The sequence below is a fragment of the Puia dinghuensis genome, from assembly GCF_014642875.1.
Classification (GTDB): domain Bacteria; phylum Bacteroidota; class Bacteroidia; order Chitinophagales; family Chitinophagaceae; genus Puia; species Puia dinghuensis.
Genome location: NZ_BMJC01000003.1, coordinates 999,497 through 1,024,315, shown reverse-complemented (window position 1 = coordinate 1,024,315; position 24,819 = coordinate 999,497). Strand labels below are relative to the sequence as shown.

Here is a 24,819-nt window from a genome sequence, read left to right as displayed (position 1 = left end):
ATGCTAAAAAAATTGTCTATGGTAGAGTGGGGAAATGCCGCTCAGAGCTGAGCCTTCCATTCCAATAGGAATGCTTTTATCTGTTGCAGGCGCTGAATCACCTCGAAGCGCTCTTCGGCTGTCTTATTTTTTTTCAGGAATTCCTTCGCTCCTTCGATGGTGTATTTTTTTTGCCGCAGGAGGTGATAGATGAGATGAAGATTCTTGATGTCGGTAGGGCGGAAATAGCGGTCGCCCTTCTTATTTTTTTTCGGCTGGAGAATATCGAATTCCGTCTCCCAGAAGCGGAGCAGGGATTGATTGACATGAAACATCTCCGACACCTCGCCCATCGTGTAATACTGTTTGCTGAAGAGCACATCGTCGGAGGGGATCTCGATCAGGCTGGCCTCGGCCGCCACCTCTTTCAGGGATTTGCGTCCTCGCTTGGAAGGACCCTGTTTCGGTACCGACCTGCCTGCCGGTGCGCGGCGCCGCGGTAAGACTTCTGCGGGGCCTTCAGCTTCCAGACTGGGGGCCTCCACTACTGGCTCGGTTGGAGCTTCCACTACGGGTTCGACAACCACCGGGGGTTCCGCTACTGGCTCGGCCGGAGCCTCCACCACTGGTTCGGCCACCACCGGGGCTTCCACTGCCGCACCGGGTGCCGCTTCCGTAACCTTGGCCACCACTTCCTCCATCTCATCGCGTGCAACTTCAACCGGCTTCACAGGCTCCGGCGGCAATATCGCTGCAGGCTCCGCCATTCCAAAAAGATCTCCATTGACAACTTTCACCGCCGGCCGGGAGGGTATCTCTTGCAGCGGTGTAACCGGCATCATGGGTGGTGTAACCGGCATCATGGGTGGTGTAACCGGCATCATGGGCGGTGTCGCTGGTATCACGGACGCAGCAGGAGGTGTTGGCGTCTCAGGCTCCGGAGCCGCTGCAGGCGGTGATGCTGGCTGTTTAAAGGACTTGACTCGCACCCCAACTCCTCCTGCCGCCAGATACGGAAGGGCCGCATTATCCCCCGCTCCACTTCCCGCGGGAGGTGAAACAGGCTGGGATTGCGGCTCCTGGCCAAAATCCAGCGCTATTTGGGTTAGTTTGCTGCTCATAGCAAATTAGGGGCTCAAAAATCGTTCCTGTTGTTCCAGGCCAAGGGTACGCAAGGGATAAATTGCGCTCTTGAGGACTCCAACTGTGAAGATACGGAGGATTAGTCAAAACTTTGATTGCTCGACGCGGCAAGTTTGAGCAGCCGGTCATACTGCTCGGGGGAAATATCGTTGTAGAAGTAAAAGACGGGATCCACAGGGTCGCCGTTGCGGTGAACTTCGTAGTGACAGTGCGGACCCGTGCTCTTGCCCGTACTGCCTACCCAGCCGATGATCTCCCCACGTTTCACCTTTTGTCCCGGCTTCACTTTTATCCGAAACATGTGGCCATAAAGGGTGCCATACCCATAGCCATGGTTGATGACGACATGGTTGCCATAGCCGTTGCCCGTATTGGCGGCCACTTCCACCGTTCCGTTGGCTGTGGCGTAGATGGGTGTGCCCTGGGGGGCTGCAAAGTCGAGACCCGCATGGAATTTCGTTGTCTTATACACCGGGTCGATGCGATAGCCGAACCCGGAAGCGATGCGGTTGAGGTCTTTGTTGCTGACGGGCTGGATGGCCGGGGTACAGGCCAGCAGCTGCTCTTTGTTCTTGATAAAACCGTCTATCTCCTGGTAAGACCTGGTCTGGTTGGCCATCCGGGCGGTCAGCTGATTGAGGGTGGTGGCGACGGACGTATACAGGTTCTCCTGGTCCATGCCCTGGACGAGCTTCATCTCCTGCTCCTGCTGGGTCTGCTTTGCCCGTGCACTGTCGGGGATAGGCGCGGCTTCGAAGATGGCGCGATAGACGTCATTGTCCCTTTTCTCCAGTTCGCCCATCTGGTCCTGCATCTTCTTCACCTTCTCGTTGAGGGTATAATAATTGTCCTGCAGGGCTTCATTCCGCTGCATCAGCCGCTTCTCATTGGCCGAAGGAAAGTATTTGTAAGCGAGGGAAACAAGAATCAGGGCGGTGACAATTGCCGCAGACAGGAACCCCAACACGCGCAACAGGGTCACCCGCAGGGGAGTCTCCAGCTTTTCATAGCGGAGGGTATTGGTATTATAATAATACTTGATCTTCTTCATGGCCACATGGTCAGACCAGACCGTTCATGGCGTACAACGGTAAAACAGCCTGATTTGGTGTACCTTTGCACGGCTTTATGCTAAAACTGTGCGCACAAATATAGTTGGTGCGAACCAAATAACAACCAAAGATTATTCCGTTTTATGATGACCAGTGCCGAAATAAGAAAAAAATTTCTGGATTTTTTCGTGTCGAAAGGACATACGATCGTGCCGTCTGCGCCCATAGTCGTGAAGAATGACCCCACGTTGAAATTCACCAACGCGGGCATGAACCAATTCAAAGATTATTTCCTTGGCAACAAAAAATCCCCTCATGCTCGGGTAGCCGATACCCAGAAATGTCTCCGGGTCAGCGGCAAGCACAACGACCTGGAAGAGGTGGGCGTCGACACCTATCACCATACCATGTTCGAAATGCTGGGCAACTGGAGCTTTGGCGACCCCGCCAATCCTGCTGCGGGTTATTTTAAGAAGGAAGCCATTGCCTGGAGCTGGGAACTGCTCACCGCCGTCTATGACATCCCTGAAGATCGGATGTATGTCACCGTTTTCGAAGGGGATGAGGCCAATAAGCTGCCCCGTGACACCGAGGCTTACGAAGAATGGAAGAAATGGATTGCTCCCAAACGCATCCTCCTGGGCAGCAAAAAAGATAATTTCTGGGAAATGGGTGATACGGGTCCCTGTGGCCCCTGCACCGAGATCCATGTTGACTGCCGCTCAGACGCTGAACGCGACGCCGTGGCCGGGGCCACCCTTGTCAATAACGACCACCCGCAGGTGATCGAGATCTGGAATAATGTCTTTATCCAGTTCAACCGGCTAAAGGATGGCAGCCTCCAGCCCCTTCCGGCAAAACATGTGGACACCGGCATGGGCCTCGAACGGCTGGTCCGGGTGATGCAAGGCAAACACTCGAATTACGATACCGATCTCTTCACCGGCACCATCGCCAGGGTAGAAGCTATCGTAGGCAAAAAATATTCGGCTGGCGACGGCATTCAGGATGTCGCCTTCCGCGTACTGGCCGACCACCTTCGTGCCATCAGCTTTACTATCGCCGACGGCCAGCTGCCCTCTAACACCGAGGCCGGCTATGTCATCCGCCGCATCCTTCGCCGGGCTGTCCGGTACTATTATTCCTATCTGGACTACAAGAAGCCGCTGCTTTTCCAACTGGTTCCTCTCCTGGCGGCGCAGTTCAAAACCGTCTTCCCTGAACTCGACCAGCAGGCCGATTTTGTCGCCAAAGTCGTAAGGGAAGAGGAAGAAGCCTTCCTCCGCACCCTGGAAAAGGGATTGCGCCGCATGGACGATCTGATGAGCGCACTCCGCGGGTCAGCGGCTAAGCTCCTGCCGGGCAGTGCGGCTTTCGAATTATATGACACCTACGGGTTTCCCATCGACCTGACAGGACTCATCGCCCGGGAGAACGGCTTCACCGTCGACCAGCCTGGCTTCGAAGCAGAGATGCAAAAGCAAAAGGACAGGTCGCGCGCCGCCACGGCCATTGATACCGAAGACTGGATGGTGCTTGTCGACAATCCACTCGTCGAATTCGTCGGCTATGAGATGCTGGAGACAAATACCCAGATCGTGAAATACCGGAAGATAAAGGCCAAGGGAAAAGAATCCTGGCAGCTGGTGCTGGAAGCTACCCCCTTCTATGCCGAAAGCGGCGGGCAGGTAGGCGATACCGGTATCCTCCATTCCAATGGCGAGATGATCTCCGTGCTCGACACCAGGAAGGAGCACGACCTCATCGTCCATTTCACGGATAAGCTGCCTTCCGACCCCGAAGCTCCCCTCATCGCAACCGTCGACAGGTCGAAGAGAAAGGCGACAGAAGTGCACCACTCCGCCACCCATCTGCTCCATGCCGCCCTGCGGAAGGTATTGGGGACGCACGTGGCGCAGAAAGGCTCGCTCGTCAACGCGGGCGAACTGCGGTTCGATTTCTCGCACTTCGCAAAAACCACCGAGGAAGAGCTTTCCGCAGTGGAGGCCCTCGTCAACGAGAAGATAAGGGAGAACATTCCCGTCGTCATCCGGCAGATGCCAAAGGACGAGGCGCTGAAGCTGGGGGCCATGGCCCTTTTTGGAGAAAAATACGGGGACGTAGTTCGGGTAGTGATCATCGATCCGGACTACTCAGTAGAGCTTTGCGGTGGTACCCATGTCGGCGCTACGGGGGAACTTGGCTACTTCAAGATCCGGCATGAAGGCGCCGTCGCCGCCGGTGTACGCCGCATCGAAGCGGTGAGTGGCCCTGCAGCCGAGGCCTTCCTCAGCGAGCAGTTCATTCAACTGCGGGCCGTACGGGAAGCCCTCAAAAACCCACCTGAACTGTCCAGGGCCGCGGAAACCCTTGTAGCCGAGAACGCCGAACTCAAAAAGAAACTGGAAAAAGCCGAGGCAAAGCAGCTGGCCCAGCTGCGGCAGCAACTTCTGACCCAGGTACAAACCGTCGGCGGCGTAGCCTTCATCGGCGAGGTTGTGGAAGTCGGCAGTGTCGACGCGCTCAAAAAGCTGTGCTTCGACCTGAAGTCGGGACTCGCCATGCTTCCCAATACACCTCTCTTCCTCGCCGTTCTTGCCGCCAACATCGAAGGCAAGGCCGCCGTAGCCCTACTGGTCGATGAGCAATTAGTTGCAACGCGTCAGCTCGAAGCCCCGGCTATCATCAAGCAGCACGTGGCTCCCCTTATCAAAGGCGGCGGCGGTGGCCAAAAGACCCTCGCCACAGCCGGTGGACAGGATACAAGCCACCTGGCGGAAGTGATCGCGGCAGTGAGAAATTTGCTGGCAGCCAAATGATCCCAGCATGCAAGAGCAATCACCACAACCCGATCCCGAGCTGCTCAAACCCCTGGTGACCATGAAAATGCCCTTTGGCAAATACAAGGACACGCTCCTTTGCAACCTTCCTGTGTCCTACCTGGAATGGTTTCATCGCGAAGGCTGGCCAAAGGGCAAATTGGGAATGCTGCTGGCCACTATGTATGAGATCAAGATCAATGGCCTGGACTATCTGCTTGAACCATTGAAAAGATAATCAATGCTTTAGGGTTACTTTGCAGACAAATGGCCAATGTATTAATTTGTAGCACTTGAATAGCTAAAAGAATTAGTATCTTTGCTTTAAGAAAATTTATTTTTATGCCTTACTCTGCGGCGGTGATAGCTTATGCGTTTGTAAAAAGAGGGATTAAAGAAGGGAAGCCTGTTACACAAATGAAATTGCAGAAGATGGTCTATTTCGCGCATGGCTATCATTTGGCCATGTATGGGGCTCCATTAATTGAGGAAGAATTTGAAGCCTGGAAGTACGGCCCTGTTATACCTTCCATTTATCGTCGTTACCAATTATATGGAAGTGAAGAAATAAATGACCTGGAACTTATTTTCGACGTCAGTGACCTGGAGACGGCTTTGCTGAATTTGTCCTATGAGGCCCACGATGCTATTGACTATACCTGGGAAGCAACAAAAAATCTTTCGGCCGTACAATTGTCCGCCTGGACTCATAAGGCCGGGTCTCCATGGGCCGAGGCATTTAAGCCTGATGTCAAATCGATCCCGATCAAAAATGATAGAATAGGACAATATTTCACTGGCTTCCTATCCAATTAATTTAATGGCCAGGGTTCGATCAAAAGACACGCCTTCTATTGCAGAAAAGCGGGCAATTTCTGTTGAACAGGAATTGACCGAAGGTAGTATTTCAAGCACGGATGAAATTGTAGTGGAGGAAGAAAAAGACCTTGATCGCCAACAAGTGGAAGGATTTCGAAAGGTCAAGCTCAAGAATGATCTATTAGAGGCCCAACTAAATAAGCTTAAAGGGGACAATACTGCACGAAAAACGCACAATATCCTAATTTTTATAATGGTCTTTTTCTGGTTAGTGGCCGTAATTTCCATTTTAATACTGGTAGGCATGGGCAAACTCGTTTTGTCAGATAAAGTGCTTATCACATTACTGTCTACAACTTCAGTTAATATAATCGGATTGCTAGTAATTGTAGCAAACTACCTTTTTAATAAAAGTAAGTCCACCTAATTTTAACATTTCCGAAAACTTTCGTATTTCCGGAAATCCCCCTATATTTGATCTACGAAAATCGACGTAGACAAAATCAGACAACCATTCCTTACACTTAAAAACCAGTTGTGATGAACAAACAGCTTCTAAAGATAACAGGATTAGCCGCCCTGGCCCTGTTGTTGCACACCTCGGGCTTTGCCCAGGACAACCTTTCCACGGAGAGGGAGGATAACGACACTACTCCCGGTCGCAGCCACACGTTGGAAGAGATCACCATCAGGCATAAGGGGGATAAGGATTCCAAAGTGACCATCGAGATAAAGAACGGGGAAGTATTCATCAACGGCAAGCCGTCCTCGGAATACAAGGATGACAACCTCACCATCACAAAGCGGAAATTCAAGACCATGGGAGATGGAGATATGCTACTCTATGGCGACGACGGCGCTATCGCTATGAATCCCTTCCGCAACCGCAGCGGCGCCTGGAGCTATAACGGGAAGACAAAGACCCTACCCAATCACGCTTTCCTGGGTGTGACCACACAAAAACCGGAGAACGGTCCCGCCGGGGCGAAGGTCGGCGAGGTATCAGAGGGTAGCGCAGCCGACAAAGCCGGACTAAAAGAGGGCGATCTCATTACGAAAGTCGATGCCAAGACCATCGACGGTCCCTCGGCGCTTTCGGAAACCATCCACACCTACAAACCAGGCGATAAGGTAGCCATCACCTTCCAGCGGGATGGAAAAGAGCAGAAGGTAACGGCCGAACTCGGGAAATCGAATGCCGACGCCTTTAAGCTGTATGGGATGGACGGACGCAACTTTGATTTCGGCAACAACCCCGATTTTCGCCAGTTCTACAAAGTGATGCCGCGAGGCTACAATTTCAACTTTAGCGACAACCAGCTCCGGCTGGGCATCCATGCACAGGATACGGAAGACGGCAAAGGAGTAAAGGTGCTGGATGTCGATGATGAATCCGCTGCGGCGAAAGCCGGTATCAAGGAAGGTGACATCATCACCCGGTTTGACGGCAAAGAGGTGAACAGCGCCACGACCTTGGCCGAAATGGCCAGGGCGAGCAAGGAGGACAAGACAAAATCCACTGTTAAGGTAAACCTGCTCCGGGATGGTAAACCCATGGAGGTAGAAGTGAAGACCCCCAGGAAACTCCGGACGGCCGATCTTTAATTTTTGTCGTAGCTTTACTGGCTCCTGGCAACGCCAGGAGCCAGTGTATTTACATGACAATCAACTATGATGCATACGAGATAGTAATAGGGCTGGAAGTACATGCCCAATTGCTTACCCGTACCAAATTGTTCTGTGGAGACTCCGCCGCCTTCGGCGGCGAGCCCAATACCCACGTCAGCCCCATCACCCTGGGTCTGCCGGGCTCACTGCCCCGGCTAAACGGGAAAGCAGTGGAATTCGCCATCAAAATGGGCCTCACCTGTCATTGTGAGATAGAACGGAATAATTATTTTGCGCGCAAGAACTATTTCTATCCCGATCTCCCAAAAGGTTATCAAACATCCCAGCACACCACCCCGGTGTGCAAAGGAGGATGGGTCCGTATCCGGACCACCGCAGGCGAACGCGATATCCGCCTCAACCGGATACACCTGGAAGAAGACGCCGGCAAAAGCATCCACGACGTTATCCCTGATGCTACCGCCATCGATCTCAACAGGGCAGGGGTGCCCCTTATCGAGATCGTCACCGAACCCGATCTCCGCAGCGGCGATGAAGCCTATGCCTATCTTACCGAACTGCGGAAGACCCTCCGCTACCTGGACATCTGTGACGGGAATATGGAGGAAGGGAGCATGCGCTGCGACGCCAACATATCCGTCCGCCTGAAAGGGGAGACCCGGTTGGGCACCAAGGTAGAGGTGAAGAATTTAAACTCCATCCGCAATGTCCGGCGGGCCATAGAGATCGAAAGCCGGCGACTCATCGAGTTGGTGGCGACAGGGCAGACTGTCCAGCAGCAGACCAGGAGCTTCGATGCCGCCGAGGGCACTACATTTGCACTCCGGACAAAAGAGGAAGCCAACGACTACCGCTATTTTACCGATCCCGATCTGCCGCCTTTCCAGGTAACGGATGCCTTTCTTGAGTCGATAAAAGCGTCGATCCCCCCGCTGCCCGAGCAACTGGTGCAGAAATATACCCGGGAATTGCAATTGCCCGAATATGATGCGCGTGTCATTTGTGATGACAGGGACAGCGCCGCTTATTTTGAGCAGTTGATCACTCATACGACCAATTACAAGGCGGCGGCTAACTGGCTGTTGGGCCCCGTACGGTCAGGCCTCAACGAGAAAAGCATGGATTGGAAGGATTTGCCCGTCCGGCCGGAATCGCTGGCGCGCCTCATCCGCCTGGTGGAAGAAGGAGGACTCAGCTTTTCCATTGCGGCCGAACGCATCTTCCCCGTACTGATGAGTGAACCCCATCGCGACGCCCTGGAGATCGCCACCGCGCTCAACCTGATACAGAGTTCGGATACATCGGAGATCGCTGCCTGGATCGAACAGGCCCTGGCCGGGATGCCCGACAAGGTCTCGGAATACAAGAAAGGAAAAAAAGGTCTCATCGGCCTCTTTGTAGGCGAAGTAAAAAAACTGTCCAAAGGAAAGGCAGATCCAAAGCTGACCAATCAATTATTACTGGAAAAACTGGAAAATTAAGGCTATGAACCCGAGCATAATAATTTGCGACACCGAGGGCCATGAACTGCGAGGCTCCATCCAACCATTGAAAAGACATTATGTCCGGATGAAAAGAATCTTGTGGGCGGTCTCCGCGGCCACCCTGCTCCTGATAACATCGTGTCAGTCCAAGAAAAAAGGAACTTTCTCCGTATCCGGCACCTTCAAGAATGCCGATAAGCTCACTTCCGTTGAAGGCCCCATCTCAAAAGTATATTTGATGGAAGTGGGGTATGGGAAAGATCAGGCCCCTGTCATCCTCGATTCCGCAAAGCTGCCCGTCAGCAATGGCAGCTTCAGCCTCTCCGGGCTTACATCGGATAAGTCGAATCAGCAGCTCTTCGAAGTGGTGTTTGGCAACAATATCATCTCCGTACCGCTTATCAACGACGTGTCCGAAGTCAGGATCAGCCTTGACTTCAACAATAGGAACGACTTTTATACCATCAGCAACTCCGGCGCCAGCAATCAGCTGAAAGGCCTGATCGATATTTTCGGGAAAAAGAGTTACGAAGTGGAGAAGACCATGGCCCAGTTCGATAGCCTAAAAGCGGCCAGTGCGCCCGACACCCTGCTGCTCGCAACCGCCGCCGAAAAAAACAAGACGATCGACGACCTCAACACCTATCTGAAACAGGTGCTAAACACCAGCAACAACCCCACCATCGGCGCCATTGCCCTGAGCATGTCCATGACCAGCTTCTCCAAATCGGATTTTGAGTCTTCCCTGGCCGATCAGTTGCAGAAATACCCCAACAGCGATGCGCTCAAAGGGATAAAACAGAACTACGACCGGCAGGTAGCCCAAATGAACCAGCAGCAATACAAAGATCAGGCGACCAGTTGGGTCGGCAAACAGGCTCCCGACCTCGCCCTTCCCGACGCCAGCGGTAAGATCGTCTCCCTTGCTTCATTTAAAGGGAAATACCTTCTCGTCGACTTCTGGGCATCATGGTGTGCTCCTTGCCGGGCCGAGAACCCCAACGTCGTGAAGGCCTATAGCGAGTTTAAAGGCAAGAACTTCGCTATTCTGGGTGTATCCCTTGACAAGGAAAAGGACGCCTGGCAGCAGGCTATCCGGGAAGACCAGTTAAGCTGGACACACGTCAGCGATCTCAAATACTGGCAAAGTGATGCCGTCAAGACCTTCGGGTTCGAAGGCATTCCTTATAATGTACTCATCGATCCGCAGGGCAAGATCATCGCCGAAGAGCTGCGGGGCGACAACCTGGAAAGTAAGTTGAAAGAAGTACTAAAGTAATTGATGGGAAGGCGAAACGCTGTAGACCACACAAGACTTGTCGAATATTTGTAAGTCCTATTTCTGGCACCACGCGGCCCCGGAATGGATGGTGTTGCAGACCTTCGCCCTCTTCAAGAAATAGACGGACTTGTGCTTTTGCATATTGCAACGAGTCCTTTGCAATGTATTCTGCTATCTCAGTAATATCTTTAATTGCCCGAGGTGACCAAACTACTTTAGCCATTTCTTCAGCTTTTTCTTAGCTTCCTCAGTAGTTAGCCCTTTTCCAGCTTTCAATTGCCGCCTTCCTTCTTCAACTTTATTTATTAGCAGAATCCTATCGAACAGTTGCACGGTATCAAAGGTATCTGGCATGTTTTTAACGGCGGATAGTACTTGCCTCTTGGTAAGCATTGATATTACTTATTTGATATTAAGTTATTTCTTATTCTTCAATTTTTAAATTTCATTATCACGCTCCTTAATCATCCGCTCGTACCCCTTTTACCGGCAGGGGTAGAAAACCGGCATTCTCAATTAAAGCAAGGTGTCTCGTAATGCCGGTTACCCTGGCTATTTCAATATGATCGATGAACTGACCTACATTCTAACCACATTCGGTAATCTTAGGCAGAATGCCTTGAATTAACCTTTTATTTAAGCCATCCTAGTGGGTGGCTTTATTTATTCAAATTTCGGGCGCTTGAGGTTGCATATGAAAGCAAAAACCTATATATTATGACATTCTCATACTAAACCTCTTTTAATTATCATATGAAAAAAATGTTTTCAACGATTGGCTTTGCAATTTGCCTCTTACTCTTTGCTCTTATTATAGATTATTTACTACTTCTTCTTCTGGATAAGGTGGTCTTTCAATTGCTAAACCTATTTAACAGCTTCAGTCTAATTGGAAAATTATTAACCATCTTTTTGGGTGGCACGGCTATCGTATCCCTGTTATTCTATGTTTTTGGATTAATCGCAGTGCTAATTAGGGAATACATTTTCCATAGATTTCCTGAAAATAATTTTATCCTAATTTTTTCGACAATACTCTTTTTTGCTAACGTCTGTCTAGGAGGTAAAGCACTATGGGACTCCTTCCCTTCCTTTGGGTTTTGGACATTCTTAGAATTTTTGATGCTATCAGGTTGCCTACTCAGTGTTAATTATGTTTTTGTCTCCTGGACAAAGAAGGAATAATAATTTTCTTAACCCCTTACCAATGACTATTAATTACTACGAAATTCTAGGCATTGAACTTAATGCCACGGAGGAGCAAATCAAAAAAGCATATCGCTTAAATGCTATTAAATACCATCCGGACAAAAATTTTAGTGACCCATACTACTTAAAAAAATTCTTAGAAATAAAAGATGCGTATGATAATCTAATTGACCCAGAAAAGCGTGATCAATTCGATACAATTTATCGACAGCAATTCGGAAATAATGGCTCAAACGATAACACCCAATATACCGAGCAGAAGAAGCAAGAGAACAAAAAAAATGAGCGCTCTGAGAATCAGCAAAAATCTGAAAAGGAGAGGCGAGACGAGGAAAAATTCAGATATGATCCATACAAGCAATTTTATTCCTCTTATGACAGAGAATTGCAAGAGACCCCGCAATTTAATCCGATATATAATTTTGGGGGAGACAAACTATCCGATCAACTAGAGTTTTTCAGACTTCCGCAAAGAGTCGGCAAACTCATATGCGGCTTTTCTGATTTAATCAAGGGCACCCAACCCCTGTCAACCATTCAAAAAACTAAACGTATTCTTGTAGGCATTGCATATGGACTACTAATTGGCACTGCCATTTTCTTCATTGGTAGACTTTCTGACCCCATCTGGATCGGAATTTGGTTTGCGGCACCCTCTATTTTAATGATTTGGATTAAGGATAAAGGAAATAAGTTTAAGCATTCAAACTTGTTTGTTGGTGTTAATGGATTTGCTGAGTTTGGTTGTGAAGACTCAAGAGAAAACATTGACGTATCGTATGAAGTAAATTTTAACGATGTAACGGACGTTTACGTTTATCAAATCGATCATCTTCGAAACTACGTGTATCAACATACGGACTATCTTTACGTTTGGCTAGACAGACGATCTGGAAAAGTAATTTACACCGGGGATGGCCAGTACAACAAAAAGACTGACGTTAAGCTGCAACCATCTCTACTTAATTTCTATAGGACCTCAGAAAAATATTGGACTGTATATTTGTTAGATCGCCTAGAGCAAATGCTACAAATGCAAGGGTATATTACTTTCAGTTTATATTCCCATGAGAAAAACAAATACCAAGAATACATCAAGCTAGGAATTGGCAAAATCACTTTCATTAAAGGCAAAAGCGAACAGTTCACTTATAATTTTAATGAGATAAAGAGAATGTACACGAAGGGTAACGAATTAAGAATACAACACAAGAACTTTGAAAGGACCCTTTTCTTCTTTAAATCGGGAAACGAAGACGTAATACCTTTACTCAACTTATGTAACAGACAATTCTTTTTTAAGGCAATGGAGATACTATTAGGGTATTCGATTGGATAGAATTGTAATGATCCTGACGAAAAAAGAAACTAAAAATGATATGATTTATAAGGCAATTAAACTTTTGCTTTCTGTTTTGTTTTTTGTTTGTCTTGCAAAAATGCCCTACGGATTTTACCAGATAGTTCCTTTTTTCGCCCTGGCGGGCTTTACGTTGTTGGCAATTGAAGCATACAAAAAAGGCTCAGAAATCGGGAGAATAACATTTATTATGCTTGCGCTATTGTTCCAGCCATTTTTAAAAATAGCCTTAGGAAGGTTATTATGGAATGTTGTTGACTATACCGCATAAGAGACGAGTATTACAGATAATGCTACTAAAATTTGTTTATCCCAAGTGCTCAACTATTCCATTGGATATAAGTAAAAAACCCCGACAAATAGTCGGGGCATTAATGATATAGGGGTCAGCTAATTAAGCTGCATTAACCTTTACCTGGAAGACGGAGTGCGTCCCGACCTGCTTCATCCTATTCAGATCGTCCATCGTAATGGAGTCCTTCTCTAATATTTGCCTAATAAGATCCATTTCATTCGTTGCCTTTCTGGATTGTTCAGCCTTGATCATGTCCCTCACAGCTTTAGGGAATTGACGCAAATCGGGGGTACCATCTTTCTTTAATTTGATAGCTTTCATAACAAAAGTAATTGTGAGTTTTAGAAAAAGACCTGGCAAAGTCTCGTCTTAGCAGTGTTAAACGGGGAGTTTGTTATGCGGTATCTTCGCAGAAGGAGAAGGCTTTCTAACGGTTCCTTATCGTTTACCTTCAAAGGCAACGCAAAGGTAATACGCGTTTTTATTTTGAGCAAGTCCTTTCGAAAAATATTTTGGTCTTCTTGGCGCCTTTTTTTAAAATCCAGTATTTACAAGCGTCCTAGGCGAAAGAAAAATTCGAATTGAACGTAATTAAACCCGAAAAGAAGTAGATTAAATTATAAAAGTCAATTATTATGAATAATTACCAATGCAGAAAATGTAAGACGCTTGTTCAAGGGAATTCGACTCCAAGCAGTTTGAATTGTCCATCTAAAGGGACTCATAGTTGGTCGAATTTAGGACAAGTAGGATCTCATAGCTATCAATGTAAAAACTGCTCGACGTTAGTTAAAGCTTCAGCCACCCCAAGTAGCTTAAATTGTCCTTCGGGAGGAACTCATTCTTGGAACAAAATCAATTAGTAATTTGAATATTTACTTAGTACAAAGAAAATTTTATGAGTCATCGCAGAATACAACTTGATTATCCTGAAGGTAGCATTGAAGTTCAATTCAATCTTGAATTTGATGGATCTCAAACCCACATCAACTCAATTCTGATTCATGCAAAAGGTGGAATCGAATTACCACAGTACCCAGAATTGAAATTTATGAATGGGAATTATGTACTTACACACACTTATTCCGTTTCTAAAAATGGTAAAGATTTGATCAAAGAGGAAGCGGTTCAGTCCCCCTATGGGCCAGACATCGTTGAGAAAATGCTTCAAATCAAAGAAGATGAAACCCCAAAATTTGCGTAGTGGCCTTTTTTACTCGGCAAAGGTAGAATGCTTCAAAAATGTTGTACCCTTTTGTTGTACCCCTATAATAAAAAACCTCATAATCAATAAATTATGAAGTTTTAGTGTGGTCCCGTCCAGAATCGAACTGGAATCCAGGGCTTCGGAGACCCTTATACTATCCATTGTACTACAGGACCAATCCCCCAAAACCGGGGGGACCGGCCGAGGGAGGGCAAAATTATGCAATTATTTCAACAATCCCCGCAGATTAGTACTGAATATCTTAACCGCTATCGCCAGCAGGATCACCCCAAAAAATTTTCGGATGGCGATCATTCCCGCGGGCCCAAGCATCCTTTCAATGAAGTCCATCGACTTGAGAACAATGAAGATAAAGATCAGATTGACGATGATCCCCAGCAACACCGTCGTCGTCTCATAGTTGGCCTTTAGCGACATAATGGTCGTCAGCGTACCCGACCCGGCTATCAGCGGGAAAGCTATCGGCACGACGACACTGGCCTTCGAATCCGGCTCGCTTTTAAAGAGTTCTATTCCCAACACCATCTCCAGCCCAAGGATAAAGATCACGATGGAGCCGCCTACCGCAAACGACCGTTGATCTACACCCAATATCCGCAGAAACTGCTCCCCGCCGAAGAGAAACAGCACCATGAGAGCGCCCGATATTAGGGTTGCCTTACCTTCATGCAGCCCGCCGAGCTTCTTCTTCAAGGCATGTAACAGCGGAATACTGCCGATGATATCGATGACGGCAAATAAGGTGAAGGTCACCGTGAGCAATTGATTGAAGTCGAAATTCAGTTTCATAGGCTCGATCTTGTATAAAAACTGCTGGGTTTGTGCTGCTCTTTCTCCGCCGGAGCCGGGTTCGACAGGATGGTATGCACCAGGCCGTCCTCTTCCCGCCGGACCCTGATCACGCATCCATAATGTAAGGAGAATGCTTTAAAGCTGTCGATCAGCGGCGTGCCCGTCATGCCCGCAAGAATACTTCGGATCACGCCGCCATGGGCCACCACGGCAATAGCCCCACTGCGTCCGCCCGCACCAGCCTCCGGCCCGCCCGGCAAAACACGCGCCGCCGCTACAATCTCTTCCCAACACCGGCCCACCCGCCCATGCAGATCGAGATAACTCTCCCCGCCGGGAATCCGGATGTTCACAAAATCCGCCATCCACGGGTCCACCTCCTCCTTTGGCAGCTGATCCCAGGCCTTCATCTCCCACTGGCCGCAATCGATCTCCATCAAATGCTCCCGCAAGAGCAACTGGCCGCCGGGAAAAAGCCGCTCCGCCAATAGCGAACAACGCTGTAACGGACTGCTATATACGGTACTCACGGTCGTCGGCAGGCATCCGCGGATAACTTCCGTCTCTTCCTCAAAGCTCGAAGTTACCCCGAGATCCGTCTGGCCGTAGCAAATGCCTTTGGCGACGTCGGGGGTCGTATGTCGTATTAGATAGATGTCCCGCATAGCGCTGATGTCTGGCGGCCTCCTTTGGCGGCGGCCGCCGCCCTAAAAATACCGCCAAACAACCACAAATCCGAGGTAAATAACGATTTCCGTCACCTGTTGAACGGCGCCAAGACAATCCCCCGTATATCCGCCGATCCAGCGATAGAAATACTGGTACAAGGCACTGGTGACATAAAGGGCGGGTATGACGGTGAGCAGATAGGGCCAGGGTAAAAGCGCAAAGGGCGCCAGCGCAAACAGGATAGCAAGGCCTATGCTCCCGGCCGAAAGCCGCTGGCTCGTCATCGAAATGGACTTGCTTTGGCTGGGGTCACTAACATAGGTGCCCGCCTGCATCACCAGCACGGCCATCAGCCGGCTGACGCTATGTGCCGCAATAAGCGCAAGAATAAAATAACGATAGTGATAAAAGATAAGCCGCGACGTCTGCCCCGCCTCCGGGAGGAAGGCCGGCAGCTCTTTCAACAACAGATATTTGCTGCCAAAGAGCATGATCAGCCCGATGACGCCAAAGGCGCCGACGCGGCTGTCCTTCATGATCTGTAAGATCTTCTCCTTCGTCCATCCTCCGCCAAATCCATCACAGACATCAGCAAAGCCATCCTCATGAAGGGCCCCCGTCACCAGCAGACTGGTGACCATCGAGGCGAGGATGCCGGCATCTGTCGAGATATACCGGGTAAAGAGCAGGAAGAAAAGGGCGCTGGCTGCCCCGACGATCCAGCCGACAACCGGGAAATACTTTGGCGCCTGCCGCAGATATTCCGCCCGGTGGTCGATACCCGCCGGAACTCTTATTCGTGTCAGAAACTGGATGGCCGATAAAAATACTTTCCATTCTTTGTTCATCCGTCCGCCTTTTATTGATCAAAACTCCCTGCTCATTATTCCGCTTTACTCACTCCCGCCGATTCGAAAGACGCCATCTCCCGCAGGAACAGGACAGCGGATTGCAACAGCGGATAAGCCATCGCTGCGCCCGTCCCTTCCCCAAGGCGCATCCCCAGGCTCAACAACGGCCGGGCGCCCAGGTAGTCCAGCATCGCGACATGACCATGCTCCCCGCTGGTATGCGAAAAGAAACAACAGTCCACTACGGCGGGATTGAGCTGCTTCGCCAGCAACAGGGCGGCAGTAGTGATAAAGCCGTCGACAAGGATGATCATCTTTAATTCGGCCGCCTTCAGATACGCGCCGGTCATCATGGCGATCTCGAACCCGCCGACACACTGCAGGATGACCCGAACATCGCCACCCGCCGCCGTTACAGCAGGCAAATAGCGGTCGTACACCCGCCGCAGCGTCTCTTTTTTCAATTGCAGCTGCTCATCATTCACACCCGTGCCCCGACCCACACAATCTTCCACGGGAATACCGGTGATATAGCTCATGATCAGCGCAGCGGACGACGTATTGCCGATGCCCATCTCGCCAAAGCCGATGCAGTTGGTGCCCCCGGCATACAGATCGGTCACCACCTGTTTGCCTGCTTCGAGGGCCCTTGTCAGCTCATCGGCACTCATCGCTTCGGTCTCGAGATAATTGCGCGTTCCATACCCTATCTTCTGCGAGATGAGTTTTCCGGGGAATAGCCCGGTCTCGAAGTCGAAGTTGATCCCGGCATCAACCACGGCGAGCCCGAGGTGATGCTGCCGGCAAAAGACATTGATGGCCGCCCCGCCGGTGACGAAGTTCAACACCATCTGCGCCGTTACGGACTGGGGATAGGGATTCACAAGCCCCGTGGCGGCAATACCATGATCGCCGGCAAAGACGACGATATAGGGCCGGTTCAGCTGCGGATGTGTCGTGCCTTGGATAAGCCCTATCCGTAGAGCTATCTCTTCCAGCCTTCCCAGCGCACCCAGTGGTTTTGTTTTGTTGTCGACGAGGTGTTGCAGCTGCTCACCCAGCGTCGTCTGTATTCCTGTTGGCATACTGTTGCTTATTTTATCTTTAGCGGTATCCCGCTGACCATAAAGATAACTTCATCCGCCTTCGCCGCAAGGGATTGATTTACCCAACCCTGCAGATCGGTGAATTTCCTCCCTGCCTCCGTATCCGCATGCATCCCCATGCCTATCTCGTTGCTGATCACCAACAGCACGGCGTCCTGCTGTAACAGCCCTTCGATCTCCTGCTCACAGGCGGCCAGGCAGGCGTCGATGTCGGCACGCAGATCGGCAAAGAAATTCGTGATCCATAGCGTGACACAGTCGATCACCGCTGTCTTTCCCGCGAGGGAGAGACGGGAAAGGAATTTCTCTTCTTCCAGCAGGGACCAACGCTCATCCCGGTCATGCCGGTGACGGTCTACCCTTTGCCGGAAGTCGGCATCCCAGATGCGTGCCGTGGCGACATAGATGGGGGTATTGCTCTGCTGCAGCGCCAGCTCCTGCGCGTAGCGGCTCTTGCCGCTACGCGCCCCGCCGGTGATAAAGATCATTTTTGCACGCTTCTTCGTGATAGCTTCTGACATAATATTATAAATGTACGCTGATTCCCGCCATGAAATTAAACCCAAGGCTCGTATAGCCGGGGATATCGAAGTACTTCTGGTCGGTAATGTTCTTCGCGTCACCAAACAGCTTCAGCCAGCGGAAAAGCTGGTATTCGGCATAGCCATCCAATGTATAATAGGCAAAGGAATCCTGCTGCCCGCGTGTTCCGGAATAAATGTCCGCTATCCGGCTGCCCACCGTCCGAAGGGCTGCGGACAGATACAATTGTTTTGTGGCATGGAATCCGATGCTGGCGTTGACAAGGTTCTTGGGCCGCAGATACAGGTTATTAAAGGTGCTGTCCTTTCCGTTCACTGGCGTTGTGACCTGTCCCGCTGTATAGGTATAATTGGCTGTAAATGTCCATGGGCCTGCATTCCCGCTGGCCTCTACCTCGAAACCATGATCATCCTGTTTGTTGAGGTTGATATAATAGCTGTTGAAGCTGGCATCGGTATAGAAGACGATATTATCCTTTGTATGGCGGCGGAAATACAGCGCACGCAGGTTCAACCGCGAAACACTATACTGGATGCCGCTCTCGACGCTTACCGTCTTCTCGGGGTTGAGATTGCCGGAAGGGTTGCGATAGGGCGAGTATAGCTGATAGAGTGTGGGCGCCGAGAAGCCCGAGGAAACATCGGCAAAGATCTTCACCCGGCGGTTGATCACATAAGAAGGGTTGATGGAGTAGGTGAAGACATTCCCGTACCGCGAAAAACTGTTATAGCGGCCGCCGATGTCCAGGTTGAAGCCGCGCAGGTTCTTCAACAACAGCGATGCATATGCGGCAAATTGTCTCACCTTCGAGCTGTCGGGGCTTAGTTTGCCCGCAGAGACGTCCTCCAATGCCGGGTTGGTATAGTCCTGGTAGATGTAGAGGGTCGACTCGTCTAGCCGCTGGTTGCGATAATCGACACCCGCAAGGACATCCAGGTGATCGGATACGGCGAGATTACCGTACAGTTCTGCGTAATGCGAACGGCCCGTAAACTGGCTCCAGGAATACGATCCGCCCTGGCTGATCAGCATGGAAGAATCATCCAGGTAGCTACGGGTGACGGTATTGTAGTTGTAATTGAAATGCAGGACAGCCGCCCCCAGCGCATAATCCCCGCCGATGCCCACCTGGGTGCTCTTGCTATGCCCGGTGTCGTGCTTGTCATCCGTGTAAGCGCCGTAATCCAGGCTGTTGGTATATTGGCTGTACTGGAAATTGCCGCGAAGCCCGAAGTTCCGGCTCACCCGCTGGCTGATATTGGCAAGGACGATGTTCTCGTTGAAGCCGTTGCGGCCGAAATTGCCCTTGCCCGTCGTGTCGTAGGCTGCCGAAACGCCTTTGCTCTGAAAATGGGTATACTGGACATTGTAAGCTGTATTGCCCAGTTGGCCATCGATGCCGCCCGAACCTTTGAACGTGCCATAGCTGCCCCCGGCCCCGCTGACCGATGCATTGATGGGCTTACCGCCACCCTTTTTGGTAATGATGTTGATGACCCCGGCTACGGCATCGCTGCCATACAGCGTGGACTGGCTGCCTTTCAGGATCTCGATCCGTTCAACCTCGTCAGTATTGATCAGGTTGAGGTCGAATGCCGTTGTCACCCCCGAAGGATCATAGGCCGGAATGCCGTCGATCAGGATCAGCGTCTTGCCGGCGTCGGCGCCCTGCAGGTAGATATCCTGGTTCGTGCCGGGCGTGTTCTGCGCGCCTAAGACGACGACACCCGCCTGTGTGTTCAGGATCTCCGTCAATTGCTTGCCACCGCTTTTCTCCAGTTGCTCCCGCGTGATGACATCCAGCACCTTCCCGGTGAGCGCCTGTTTGACGGGGTATTTGGTAGCCGTCACGACTACCTGGTCTAATTGTTTCCCGGTAGTGTCCCGGGACGTTTGGGCGAATGCTGCCTGGCCGCCGGCCAGCAGCGCCAAAAAGAAAAGATTTTTCTTGCTCATTAACCAAAAATTTTTAATGAGCCTTCGGAAAAAGAATCGATTGGAGAGATGATTTGCCCCTTGGCATTTTGCCATCCTCGCTTTTCACCCGAAAGCCATGAATGAATACTGATCCTTCGTTGGCAGGTCTTCTGGCTTATGTCCTCTCCGGCCTACCTTCCCGTCCGCAGAATGCGGACAGTGGTTTGAAGAATGCCTGGAAAGTTGCAGCCCGCCGGCGCCGGCGGGCGAATGGACATTTACAGCTACGGGGATAGCGCCGGATTTCCACCGGACTTCCCTTTTAATGACGCAGTGCGTCAACCACGAACGGCGCGAAAATACGGGTTTTACCCTATCCGCCCAAACAACGATCGCTCGCCGGTTGGCGGGTACGGAAATTGAGGTACAGAATGGAGTATGACACAAGACCACTTCTACGAGTACTGGCCGATCATCGATCGCCCCGATATTGAATGGCCCGGGGGCAAACGATTGGCCGTCTACATTGGCCTCAACATCGAACACTATGAATCCGGGAAAACCTCCATCAGCATCCTGGAAAAAACGGCGGGAAGGGATCCCGATCCCCTCAATGAAGGCTGGCGCGAATACGGCAACCGGGTCGGTATCTGGCGCATCATGGATCTCCTTGATAAATATGGGGTGCGGCCGAGTGTGTTGTTAAATGCCGATGTCTGCAAATACTACCCGCGCATCATCGAAGAGGGCAACCGGCGCAACTGGAACTGGGTGGCGCATGGCAAGAACAATTCGATGTTCGCCGGCAGCAAACAACCCCAGCTGAGGCCCGAAGAAGAGCGCGGCTATCTGCGGGACGTTCTCTCCACGATACAACTGGCCACCGGAAAGGCCTGTAAAGGCTGGCTCGGTCCCCTGGGACTAAGTGAAACCTATGAGACGATCGATCTGCTTGCGGACGAAGGCCTCACCTATGTCCTGGACTGGATAAATGATGACCAGCCCTATCCGTTAAAAACCGTGGCCGGTGAGATCATTTCCGTTCCTTATTCGCTCGAGATAAACGATCTGCCTCTATTCCTCCAGCGTGGACTCACCGGTCCCGAGTTCGGACAGATGATCATCGATCAATTTGAGGTACTTCACAGGGATGCGCGAAAAGCCGCCCGTGTCATGGCCATTGGCATCCATCCCTTTGTCACCGGGCAACCCTTCCGGCTCAAATACCTCGAACAAGCGATAGCCTATATTTCCCGGCAAAAAGATATCTGGATAACCACCAGCGATGAGATCGCGGCCTGGTACATGCTCAATTATTATGCTACGCATGTACAGAAACTAAGAGAGGTGGCGATGGTTCAGGGTCTCTAGCAGTTGGGCAATGGATGTTAATCGTTCGCCGGCCTGCATCACCCAGACCGGCGCCCCCTGTTGCTCCTCTATTTTTATTATTACGCCTGCGGAGGCTGCGGCTTCTTCGGTGACAACAGTGAACCCCTCGCGCTGCAAGGCCCGGCGGGTCCAGAATGCGATGATGCCGCTGCCGGCCAGCCCGATGGCCCGCGCCCCTTCAGGATGGATGCGGAACACCCCCGTCGTCCGGTCGAAGGTGACATCCTCCTTTGCAAACGCCGCTTCGAATACGCCTTCGAGGACAAGGTCTTCCGGAACGCCCTTGTGCAACGGACCGGCTGACTGCAGCAGCCAGACCTCATCGGCAACCTGTAAGGCCAGGTCCAGCTCATGGGTGGAAAGCAGGATACCCTTGTTCATTTCCCGTGCCAGTTGGTGCAGGAGACGCATCAGCCGGATACGACTCGGGAGGTCGAGGTGCGCCGTCGGTTCATCCAGCATCAATATCGGCGTGTCCTGTGCCAGGGCGCGCGCCAACATCACCTTTTGACTCTCGCCATCGCTGAGGGTATGTACTTTTCTGTCCAGCAGGGATGCGATATCCGCCGCCTCGATCGCCCGCCCGATGGCTGCCTTGTCCGTCGCAGTCAATACTCCCAGCCAGCCCGACCAGGGATAACGGCCCAGGGCGACAAGATCCCGCACATCGAGATTACTCCCGCCGACCCGGTCGGTCAGTACAAGACTCACCTGCCGGGCCAGTTCTGGGGAAGAAAGACCCCACTTTCCCCCGATCTCTACAATGCCGCTCAGGGCCGGCTGAAGACCGGCCAGTGTGCGCAGGAGAGTCGACTTACCCGAACCGTTGGGACCCAGCAGACAAATAAGCCGTCCCGCCCTCACCGACAGCTCCGGAAGTTCGGCAGACACCGATATTTTCCTACCCCCGCTGCGGTAGCCGGTCTGTAGATTCCTGGTGACCAGTAAGGGAGAGCCGGTATTCATCGGTAAGCGTTTATATTCTTTTTACGAAGCAGCAGGAAGATCACTGTCGGAGCGCCCACCAGTGAAGTGACGATATTTATCGGCAGCACAGTCTGGCTTCCCGGCCACTGCGCGATGCTGTCGCAGAGCAGCAGCAATATTGTTCCGATGAGACAGCAGGCTGGCATCAGTATCCGGTGACTGGCGGTATTGAAGAACCCCCGCGCCAGGTGCGGAACGGCCAGCCCGATGAACCCGATGGGTCCGCAGAAGGCGGTGATGCTACCGGCCAGCAGGCTCGTGCTGCAGATGATGACAAGCCGGGCCCGGCGCACCGTCAGCCCCATGCTGCGGGCATAGTTCTCTCCCAGCAGCAGCGCGTCCAGCATCTTGGAGGAAAGAAAGGCAGCGGCCAGCCCGATAAGGACCATCACCGCCAGGATGAACAATTGCATTCCCGTCACCCCGCCAAGCGACCCAAAGGTCCAGAGCAGATACTCCTTTACATCTTGCGGGTTGCTGAAATATTGCCAGATGCTGGTGATGGCGAGGGTAACGCTCCCAAGCATCAACCCGATGATCAGCATCACGACATTGTCCCGGAGCCTTGCCGAAAGCGCCAGCACCAACAACATCACCAGCCCCGCCCCTGTACAGGCCGCAACCGTGATCAACCAGCTCCCCGTGACACCCAGCTCCTTTATGGCATAGATGGTAGCTATGCTTCCGCCGGCCAGCATCACTGCGGCCACTCCAAGACTCGCACCGGCCGTGATCCCCAGGATGCCGGGGTCAGCCAGCGGATTGCGGAACAGCGTCTGCATCTGGAGCCCTCCTACCGAAAGTCCGCAACCGGCCATCACCGCCGCACAAGCCTTGGGTAATCGTATCTGCTCGACGATGAACCGCCACGTATCGTTTCCGCCCGAAGAAGAGAAAAAGATGCGGACCATCTCGCGCAGGGGTATGCGTACCGAGCCGGCCGAGAGGTCGAGCAACAGGGCCAGGAACAGCAGCAGCACCAGCCCCGCAAAACGCCATTTGCGCAAGCCTTCGGTCATTTGAGTTGTTTGAAGTAATACAGTGTGTCCTGGGGCAGGGCGCCGGGATGCAGGATACGGATCAGGTCGCCCAGGATAAGGTGAGGGTTGACGGCTCCGGACTCCCAATAGTCGTTCGAACCCAGGTCGTTCACCCGCCGGTTATCATTGTAGACATTTCCGGTGGCGAAGGAGTGAAAGCTGCCAAAACGATTGTCCTTGTCCGTTATATCTTTCAGGCTGCCCGCATCTCCTGGTTGCAGCCAGTAGTCGGCTTTGAGGGCGATGGGAACGACGCTTTCTATATTCAGCCCCAGGCTCCCGATGCCTTTGGTATCCGCCCAGTGATAGTCGGCGCCGGCATCGTGGAGATATTTCGCCACATAGCTCTCTCCTGCCGGGGTATACCAAACGCCATTGTAAGGTATCCCGGTAATGACAGAAGGCTTCACCTTCGCGCTGCTGCCGATGGCAGCCAGGGCGAGATAAGCCCGCTCTACGCTGTCGAATTTCTTTGCAACGCTGTCTTCCCTGCCGACGAGGGCGCCAATCAGCTTTACCCATTCAGCCCGGCCCAGCGGCGTCGTCTCCAGCCAATCCGCACCGGGAATAACGGGGATACCTGCATCGGTGAGGGTCTTGTATTGGCCAAATGCCGCGTCGGGATTGCTCATGATGATAAAGACGCCGGGGTGCATCGCGACCAGCAGCTCATAGTTGATGCTGGATTCGATGCCAATCTGCTTTACCTTGCCCGTCCGGATGCCTTCCCTTACGATGGGGGAATAGAGGTAGTTGAGATTGCCGACGCCAGTGATCCTGTCCGCTACCCCCACGAATTGCGCCATCGCGATGTGCACCGAAGAGCTTACCGCCATCGTTTTCACCGGGGTAGTGATCACCGGTACGCCCGGCCGGCCGGCCGGCGGCTTGCTGCCTTCTTCCACCAGCAGATAGTGCAGGGTGTCGGTCTTTCCGGCGCTGTGGTTCACGATGCTTACTTCTCTATATGAACCATGATCGTCGATGCGAAAGCCATGCGCGTATTTTAAGATCGTATGGCCCGGACGAACAGCGCCGCCGGCGGCCTGGCTTGCTCCAGCTGTGTCCTGCTCTGTCCCCGCCGCGCCCTGCTCTGTCGCCGCCGCGCCGGAACCGGACTGCCCGGAGTGGCCGCAGCCGCTGGCCATGAACATGGCCACGAAGGAAATGAAAAGGAAGCCCTTACCTCCTGATTGACTGTACATAGGAATATATCGCTTTTA

Annotated in this window: 25 protein-coding genes, 1 tRNA gene and 1 riboswitch; of the genes, 11 read left to right on the top strand and 15 right to left on the bottom strand. The window is 51.7% G+C overall.

The annotated features are described in order from the left end of the window. Positions 1 to 41: 41 nt before the first annotated feature. Complete coding sequence (locus IEY39_RS29860; RefSeq protein ID WP_229688969.1) at positions 42 to 1,100, bottom strand: MerR family transcriptional regulator; 1,059 nt, start codon at positions 1,098 to 1,100, stop codon at positions 42 to 44. A 101-nt stretch (positions 1,101 to 1,201) separates the two neighbouring features. Further along, positions 1,202 to 2,173, bottom strand: a complete 972-nt coding sequence (locus IEY39_RS17570; RefSeq protein WP_188933875.1) for a M23 family metallopeptidase — start codon at positions 2,171 to 2,173, stop codon at positions 1,202 to 1,204. A gap of 144 nt (positions 2,174 to 2,317) precedes the next feature. Here IEY39_RS17570 and alaS point away from each other — a divergent pair, with 144 nt between their 5' ends. The 7 genes from alaS (at position 2,318) to IEY39_RS17535 (ending at position 10,204) form a co-directional block, all read left to right on the top strand. Next, positions 2,318 to 4,993: an alanine--tRNA ligase gene (gene alaS, locus IEY39_RS17565; RefSeq protein ID WP_262892859.1), complete on the top strand. Its 2,676-nt coding sequence runs from the start codon at positions 2,318 to 2,320 to the stop codon at positions 4,991 to 4,993. A 7-nt stretch (positions 4,994 to 5,000) separates the two neighbouring features. Beyond that, positions 5,001 to 5,231: a DUF3820 family protein gene (locus IEY39_RS17560; RefSeq protein ID WP_188933873.1), complete on the top strand. Its 231-nt coding sequence runs from the start codon at positions 5,001 to 5,003 to the stop codon at positions 5,229 to 5,231. A gap of 104 nt (positions 5,232 to 5,335) precedes the next feature. Next, positions 5,336 to 5,809: a Panacea domain-containing protein gene (locus tag IEY39_RS17555; protein WP_188933871.1), complete on the top strand. Its 474-nt coding sequence runs from the start codon at positions 5,336 to 5,338 to the stop codon at positions 5,807 to 5,809. Positions 5,810 to 5,813: 4 nt separating this feature from the next. After that, a complete protein-coding gene (locus IEY39_RS17550) occupies positions 5,814 to 6,239 on the top strand; it encodes a hypothetical protein (protein ID WP_188933869.1) in 426 nt (141 codons plus the stop codon). A 113-nt stretch (positions 6,240 to 6,352) separates the two neighbouring features. Beyond that, positions 6,353 to 7,417 (top strand): PDZ domain-containing protein, encoded by a 1,065-nt coding sequence (locus tag IEY39_RS17545; protein WP_188933867.1) that lies wholly within the window; start codon positions 6,353 to 6,355, stop codon positions 7,415 to 7,417. A 53-nt stretch (positions 7,418 to 7,470) separates the two neighbouring features. Then, a complete protein-coding gene (gatB, locus tag IEY39_RS17540) occupies positions 7,471 to 8,922 on the top strand; it encodes an Asp-tRNA(Asn)/Glu-tRNA(Gln) amidotransferase subunit GatB (RefSeq protein WP_188933865.1) in 1,452 nt (483 codons plus the stop codon). A 4-nt stretch (positions 8,923 to 8,926) separates the two neighbouring features. Then, positions 8,927 to 10,204 carry a TlpA family protein disulfide reductase gene (locus tag IEY39_RS17535; RefSeq protein ID WP_188933863.1) on the top strand — a complete coding sequence of 426 codons (1,278 nt, stop codon included), beginning with the start codon at positions 8,927 to 8,929 and terminating at the stop codon, positions 10,202 to 10,204. Here the strand turns inward: IEY39_RS17535 and IEY39_RS30255 are convergent. After that, complete coding sequence (locus IEY39_RS30255; RefSeq protein ID WP_188933861.1) at positions 10,143 to 10,430, bottom strand: type II toxin-antitoxin system RelE/ParE family toxin; 288 nt, start codon at positions 10,428 to 10,430, stop codon at positions 10,143 to 10,145. The genes IEY39_RS17535 and IEY39_RS30255 overlap by 62 nt on opposite strands. Next, positions 10,418 to 10,561, bottom strand: coding sequence for a hypothetical protein (locus tag IEY39_RS29855; RefSeq protein WP_229688965.1), 144 nt, complete (start codon positions 10,559 to 10,561; stop codon positions 10,418 to 10,420). The genes IEY39_RS30255 and IEY39_RS29855 overlap by 13 nt, the downstream gene beginning before the upstream one ends. An 853-nt stretch (positions 10,562 to 11,414) precedes the next feature. Here IEY39_RS29855 and IEY39_RS17525 point away from each other — a divergent pair. Then, entirely contained in the window at positions 11,415 to 12,755 is a 1,341-nt protein-coding gene (locus IEY39_RS17525; RefSeq protein WP_188933859.1) for a J domain-containing protein, read from the top strand. A gap of 7 nt (positions 12,756 to 12,762) precedes the next feature. Next, positions 12,763 to 13,047 (top strand): DUF6804 family protein, encoded by a 285-nt coding sequence (locus IEY39_RS17520; RefSeq protein ID WP_229688963.1) that lies wholly within the window; start codon positions 12,763 to 12,765, stop codon positions 13,045 to 13,047. A 123-nt stretch (positions 13,048 to 13,170) separates the two neighbouring features. Here IEY39_RS17520 and IEY39_RS17515 read toward each other — a convergent pair whose 3' ends face one another. Next, entirely contained in the window at positions 13,171 to 13,392 is a 222-nt protein-coding gene (locus IEY39_RS17515; protein WP_188933857.1) for a hypothetical protein, read from the bottom strand. Positions 13,393 to 13,969: 577 nt separating this feature from the next. Here IEY39_RS17515 and IEY39_RS17510 point away from each other — a divergent pair. Then, positions 13,970 to 14,275, top strand: a complete 306-nt coding sequence (locus IEY39_RS17510; protein WP_188933855.1) for a hypothetical protein — start codon at positions 13,970 to 13,972, stop codon at positions 14,273 to 14,275. A gap of 107 nt (positions 14,276 to 14,382) precedes the next feature. Here the strand turns inward: IEY39_RS17510 and IEY39_RS17505 are convergent. The 7 genes from IEY39_RS17505 to IEY39_RS17475 form a co-directional block, all read right to left on the bottom strand. Then, positions 14,383 to 14,454, bottom strand: a tRNA-Arg gene (locus IEY39_RS17505). Between the two features lie 49 nt (positions 14,455 to 14,503). Beyond that, complete coding sequence (locus IEY39_RS17500) at positions 14,504 to 15,088, bottom strand: MarC family protein (protein ID WP_188933853.1); 585 nt, start codon at positions 15,086 to 15,088, stop codon at positions 14,504 to 14,506. Continuing rightward, positions 15,085 to 15,756, bottom strand: coding sequence for an alpha-ribazole phosphatase family protein (cobC, locus tag IEY39_RS17495; RefSeq protein ID WP_188933851.1), 672 nt, complete (start codon positions 15,754 to 15,756; stop codon positions 15,085 to 15,087). Before cobC ends, IEY39_RS17500 begins: the two co-directional genes overlap by 4 nt. Positions 15,757 to 15,798: 42 nt before the next feature. After that, a complete protein-coding gene (locus tag IEY39_RS17490) occupies positions 15,799 to 16,608 on the bottom strand; it encodes an adenosylcobinamide-GDP ribazoletransferase (RefSeq protein WP_188933849.1) in 810 nt (269 codons plus the stop codon). Positions 16,609 to 16,643: 35 nt separating this feature from the next. After that, positions 16,644 to 17,696: a nicotinate-nucleotide--dimethylbenzimidazole phosphoribosyltransferase gene (cobT, locus tag IEY39_RS17485; protein ID WP_188933847.1), complete on the bottom strand. Its 1,053-nt coding sequence runs from the start codon at positions 17,694 to 17,696 to the stop codon at positions 16,644 to 16,646. 8 nt (positions 17,697 to 17,704) lie between these two features. Continuing rightward, the gene (locus IEY39_RS17480; protein ID WP_229688962.1) at positions 17,705 to 18,238 is read right to left on the bottom strand and encodes a bifunctional adenosylcobinamide kinase/adenosylcobinamide-phosphate guanylyltransferase; all 534 of its coding nucleotides are present in this window, start codon (positions 18,236 to 18,238) and stop codon (positions 17,705 to 17,707) included. Between the two features lie 4 nt (positions 18,239 to 18,242). After that, on the bottom strand, positions 18,243 to 20,216 hold the full coding sequence (locus IEY39_RS17475; RefSeq protein ID WP_188933845.1) for a TonB-dependent receptor plug domain-containing protein: 1,974 nt from the start codon (positions 20,214 to 20,216) through the stop codon (positions 18,243 to 18,245). Positions 20,217 to 20,320: 104 nt separating this feature from the next. Next, a riboswitch (cobalamin riboswitch) is annotated at positions 20,321 to 20,539 on the bottom strand. 76 nt (positions 20,540 to 20,615) lie between these two features. Between IEY39_RS17475 and IEY39_RS17470 the strand changes: the two genes are divergently transcribed. Beyond that, on the top strand, positions 20,616 to 21,548 hold the full coding sequence (locus IEY39_RS17470) for a polysaccharide deacetylase family protein (protein WP_229688961.1): 933 nt from the start codon (positions 20,616 to 20,618) through the stop codon (positions 21,546 to 21,548). Here the strand turns inward: IEY39_RS17470 and IEY39_RS17465 are convergent. The 3 genes from IEY39_RS17465 to IEY39_RS17455 are packed head-to-tail and all read right to left on the bottom strand — an operon-like array spanning position 21,516 to position 24,801. Continuing rightward, positions 21,516 to 22,535 carry an ABC transporter ATP-binding protein gene (locus IEY39_RS17465; protein WP_188933843.1) on the bottom strand — a complete coding sequence of 340 codons (1,020 nt, stop codon included), beginning with the start codon at positions 22,533 to 22,535 and terminating at the stop codon, positions 21,516 to 21,518. The genes IEY39_RS17470 and IEY39_RS17465 overlap by 33 nt on opposite strands. Continuing rightward, entirely contained in the window at positions 22,532 to 23,575 is a 1,044-nt protein-coding gene (locus IEY39_RS17460; RefSeq protein WP_188933841.1) for an iron chelate uptake ABC transporter family permease subunit, read from the bottom strand. Before IEY39_RS17460 ends, IEY39_RS17465 begins: the two co-directional genes overlap by 4 nt. Then, a complete protein-coding gene (locus tag IEY39_RS17455) occupies positions 23,572 to 24,801 on the bottom strand; it encodes an ABC transporter substrate-binding protein (RefSeq protein WP_188933839.1) in 1,230 nt (409 codons plus the stop codon). The genes IEY39_RS17460 and IEY39_RS17455 overlap by 4 nt, the downstream gene beginning before the upstream one ends. Positions 24,802 to 24,819: the final 18 nt, after the last annotated feature.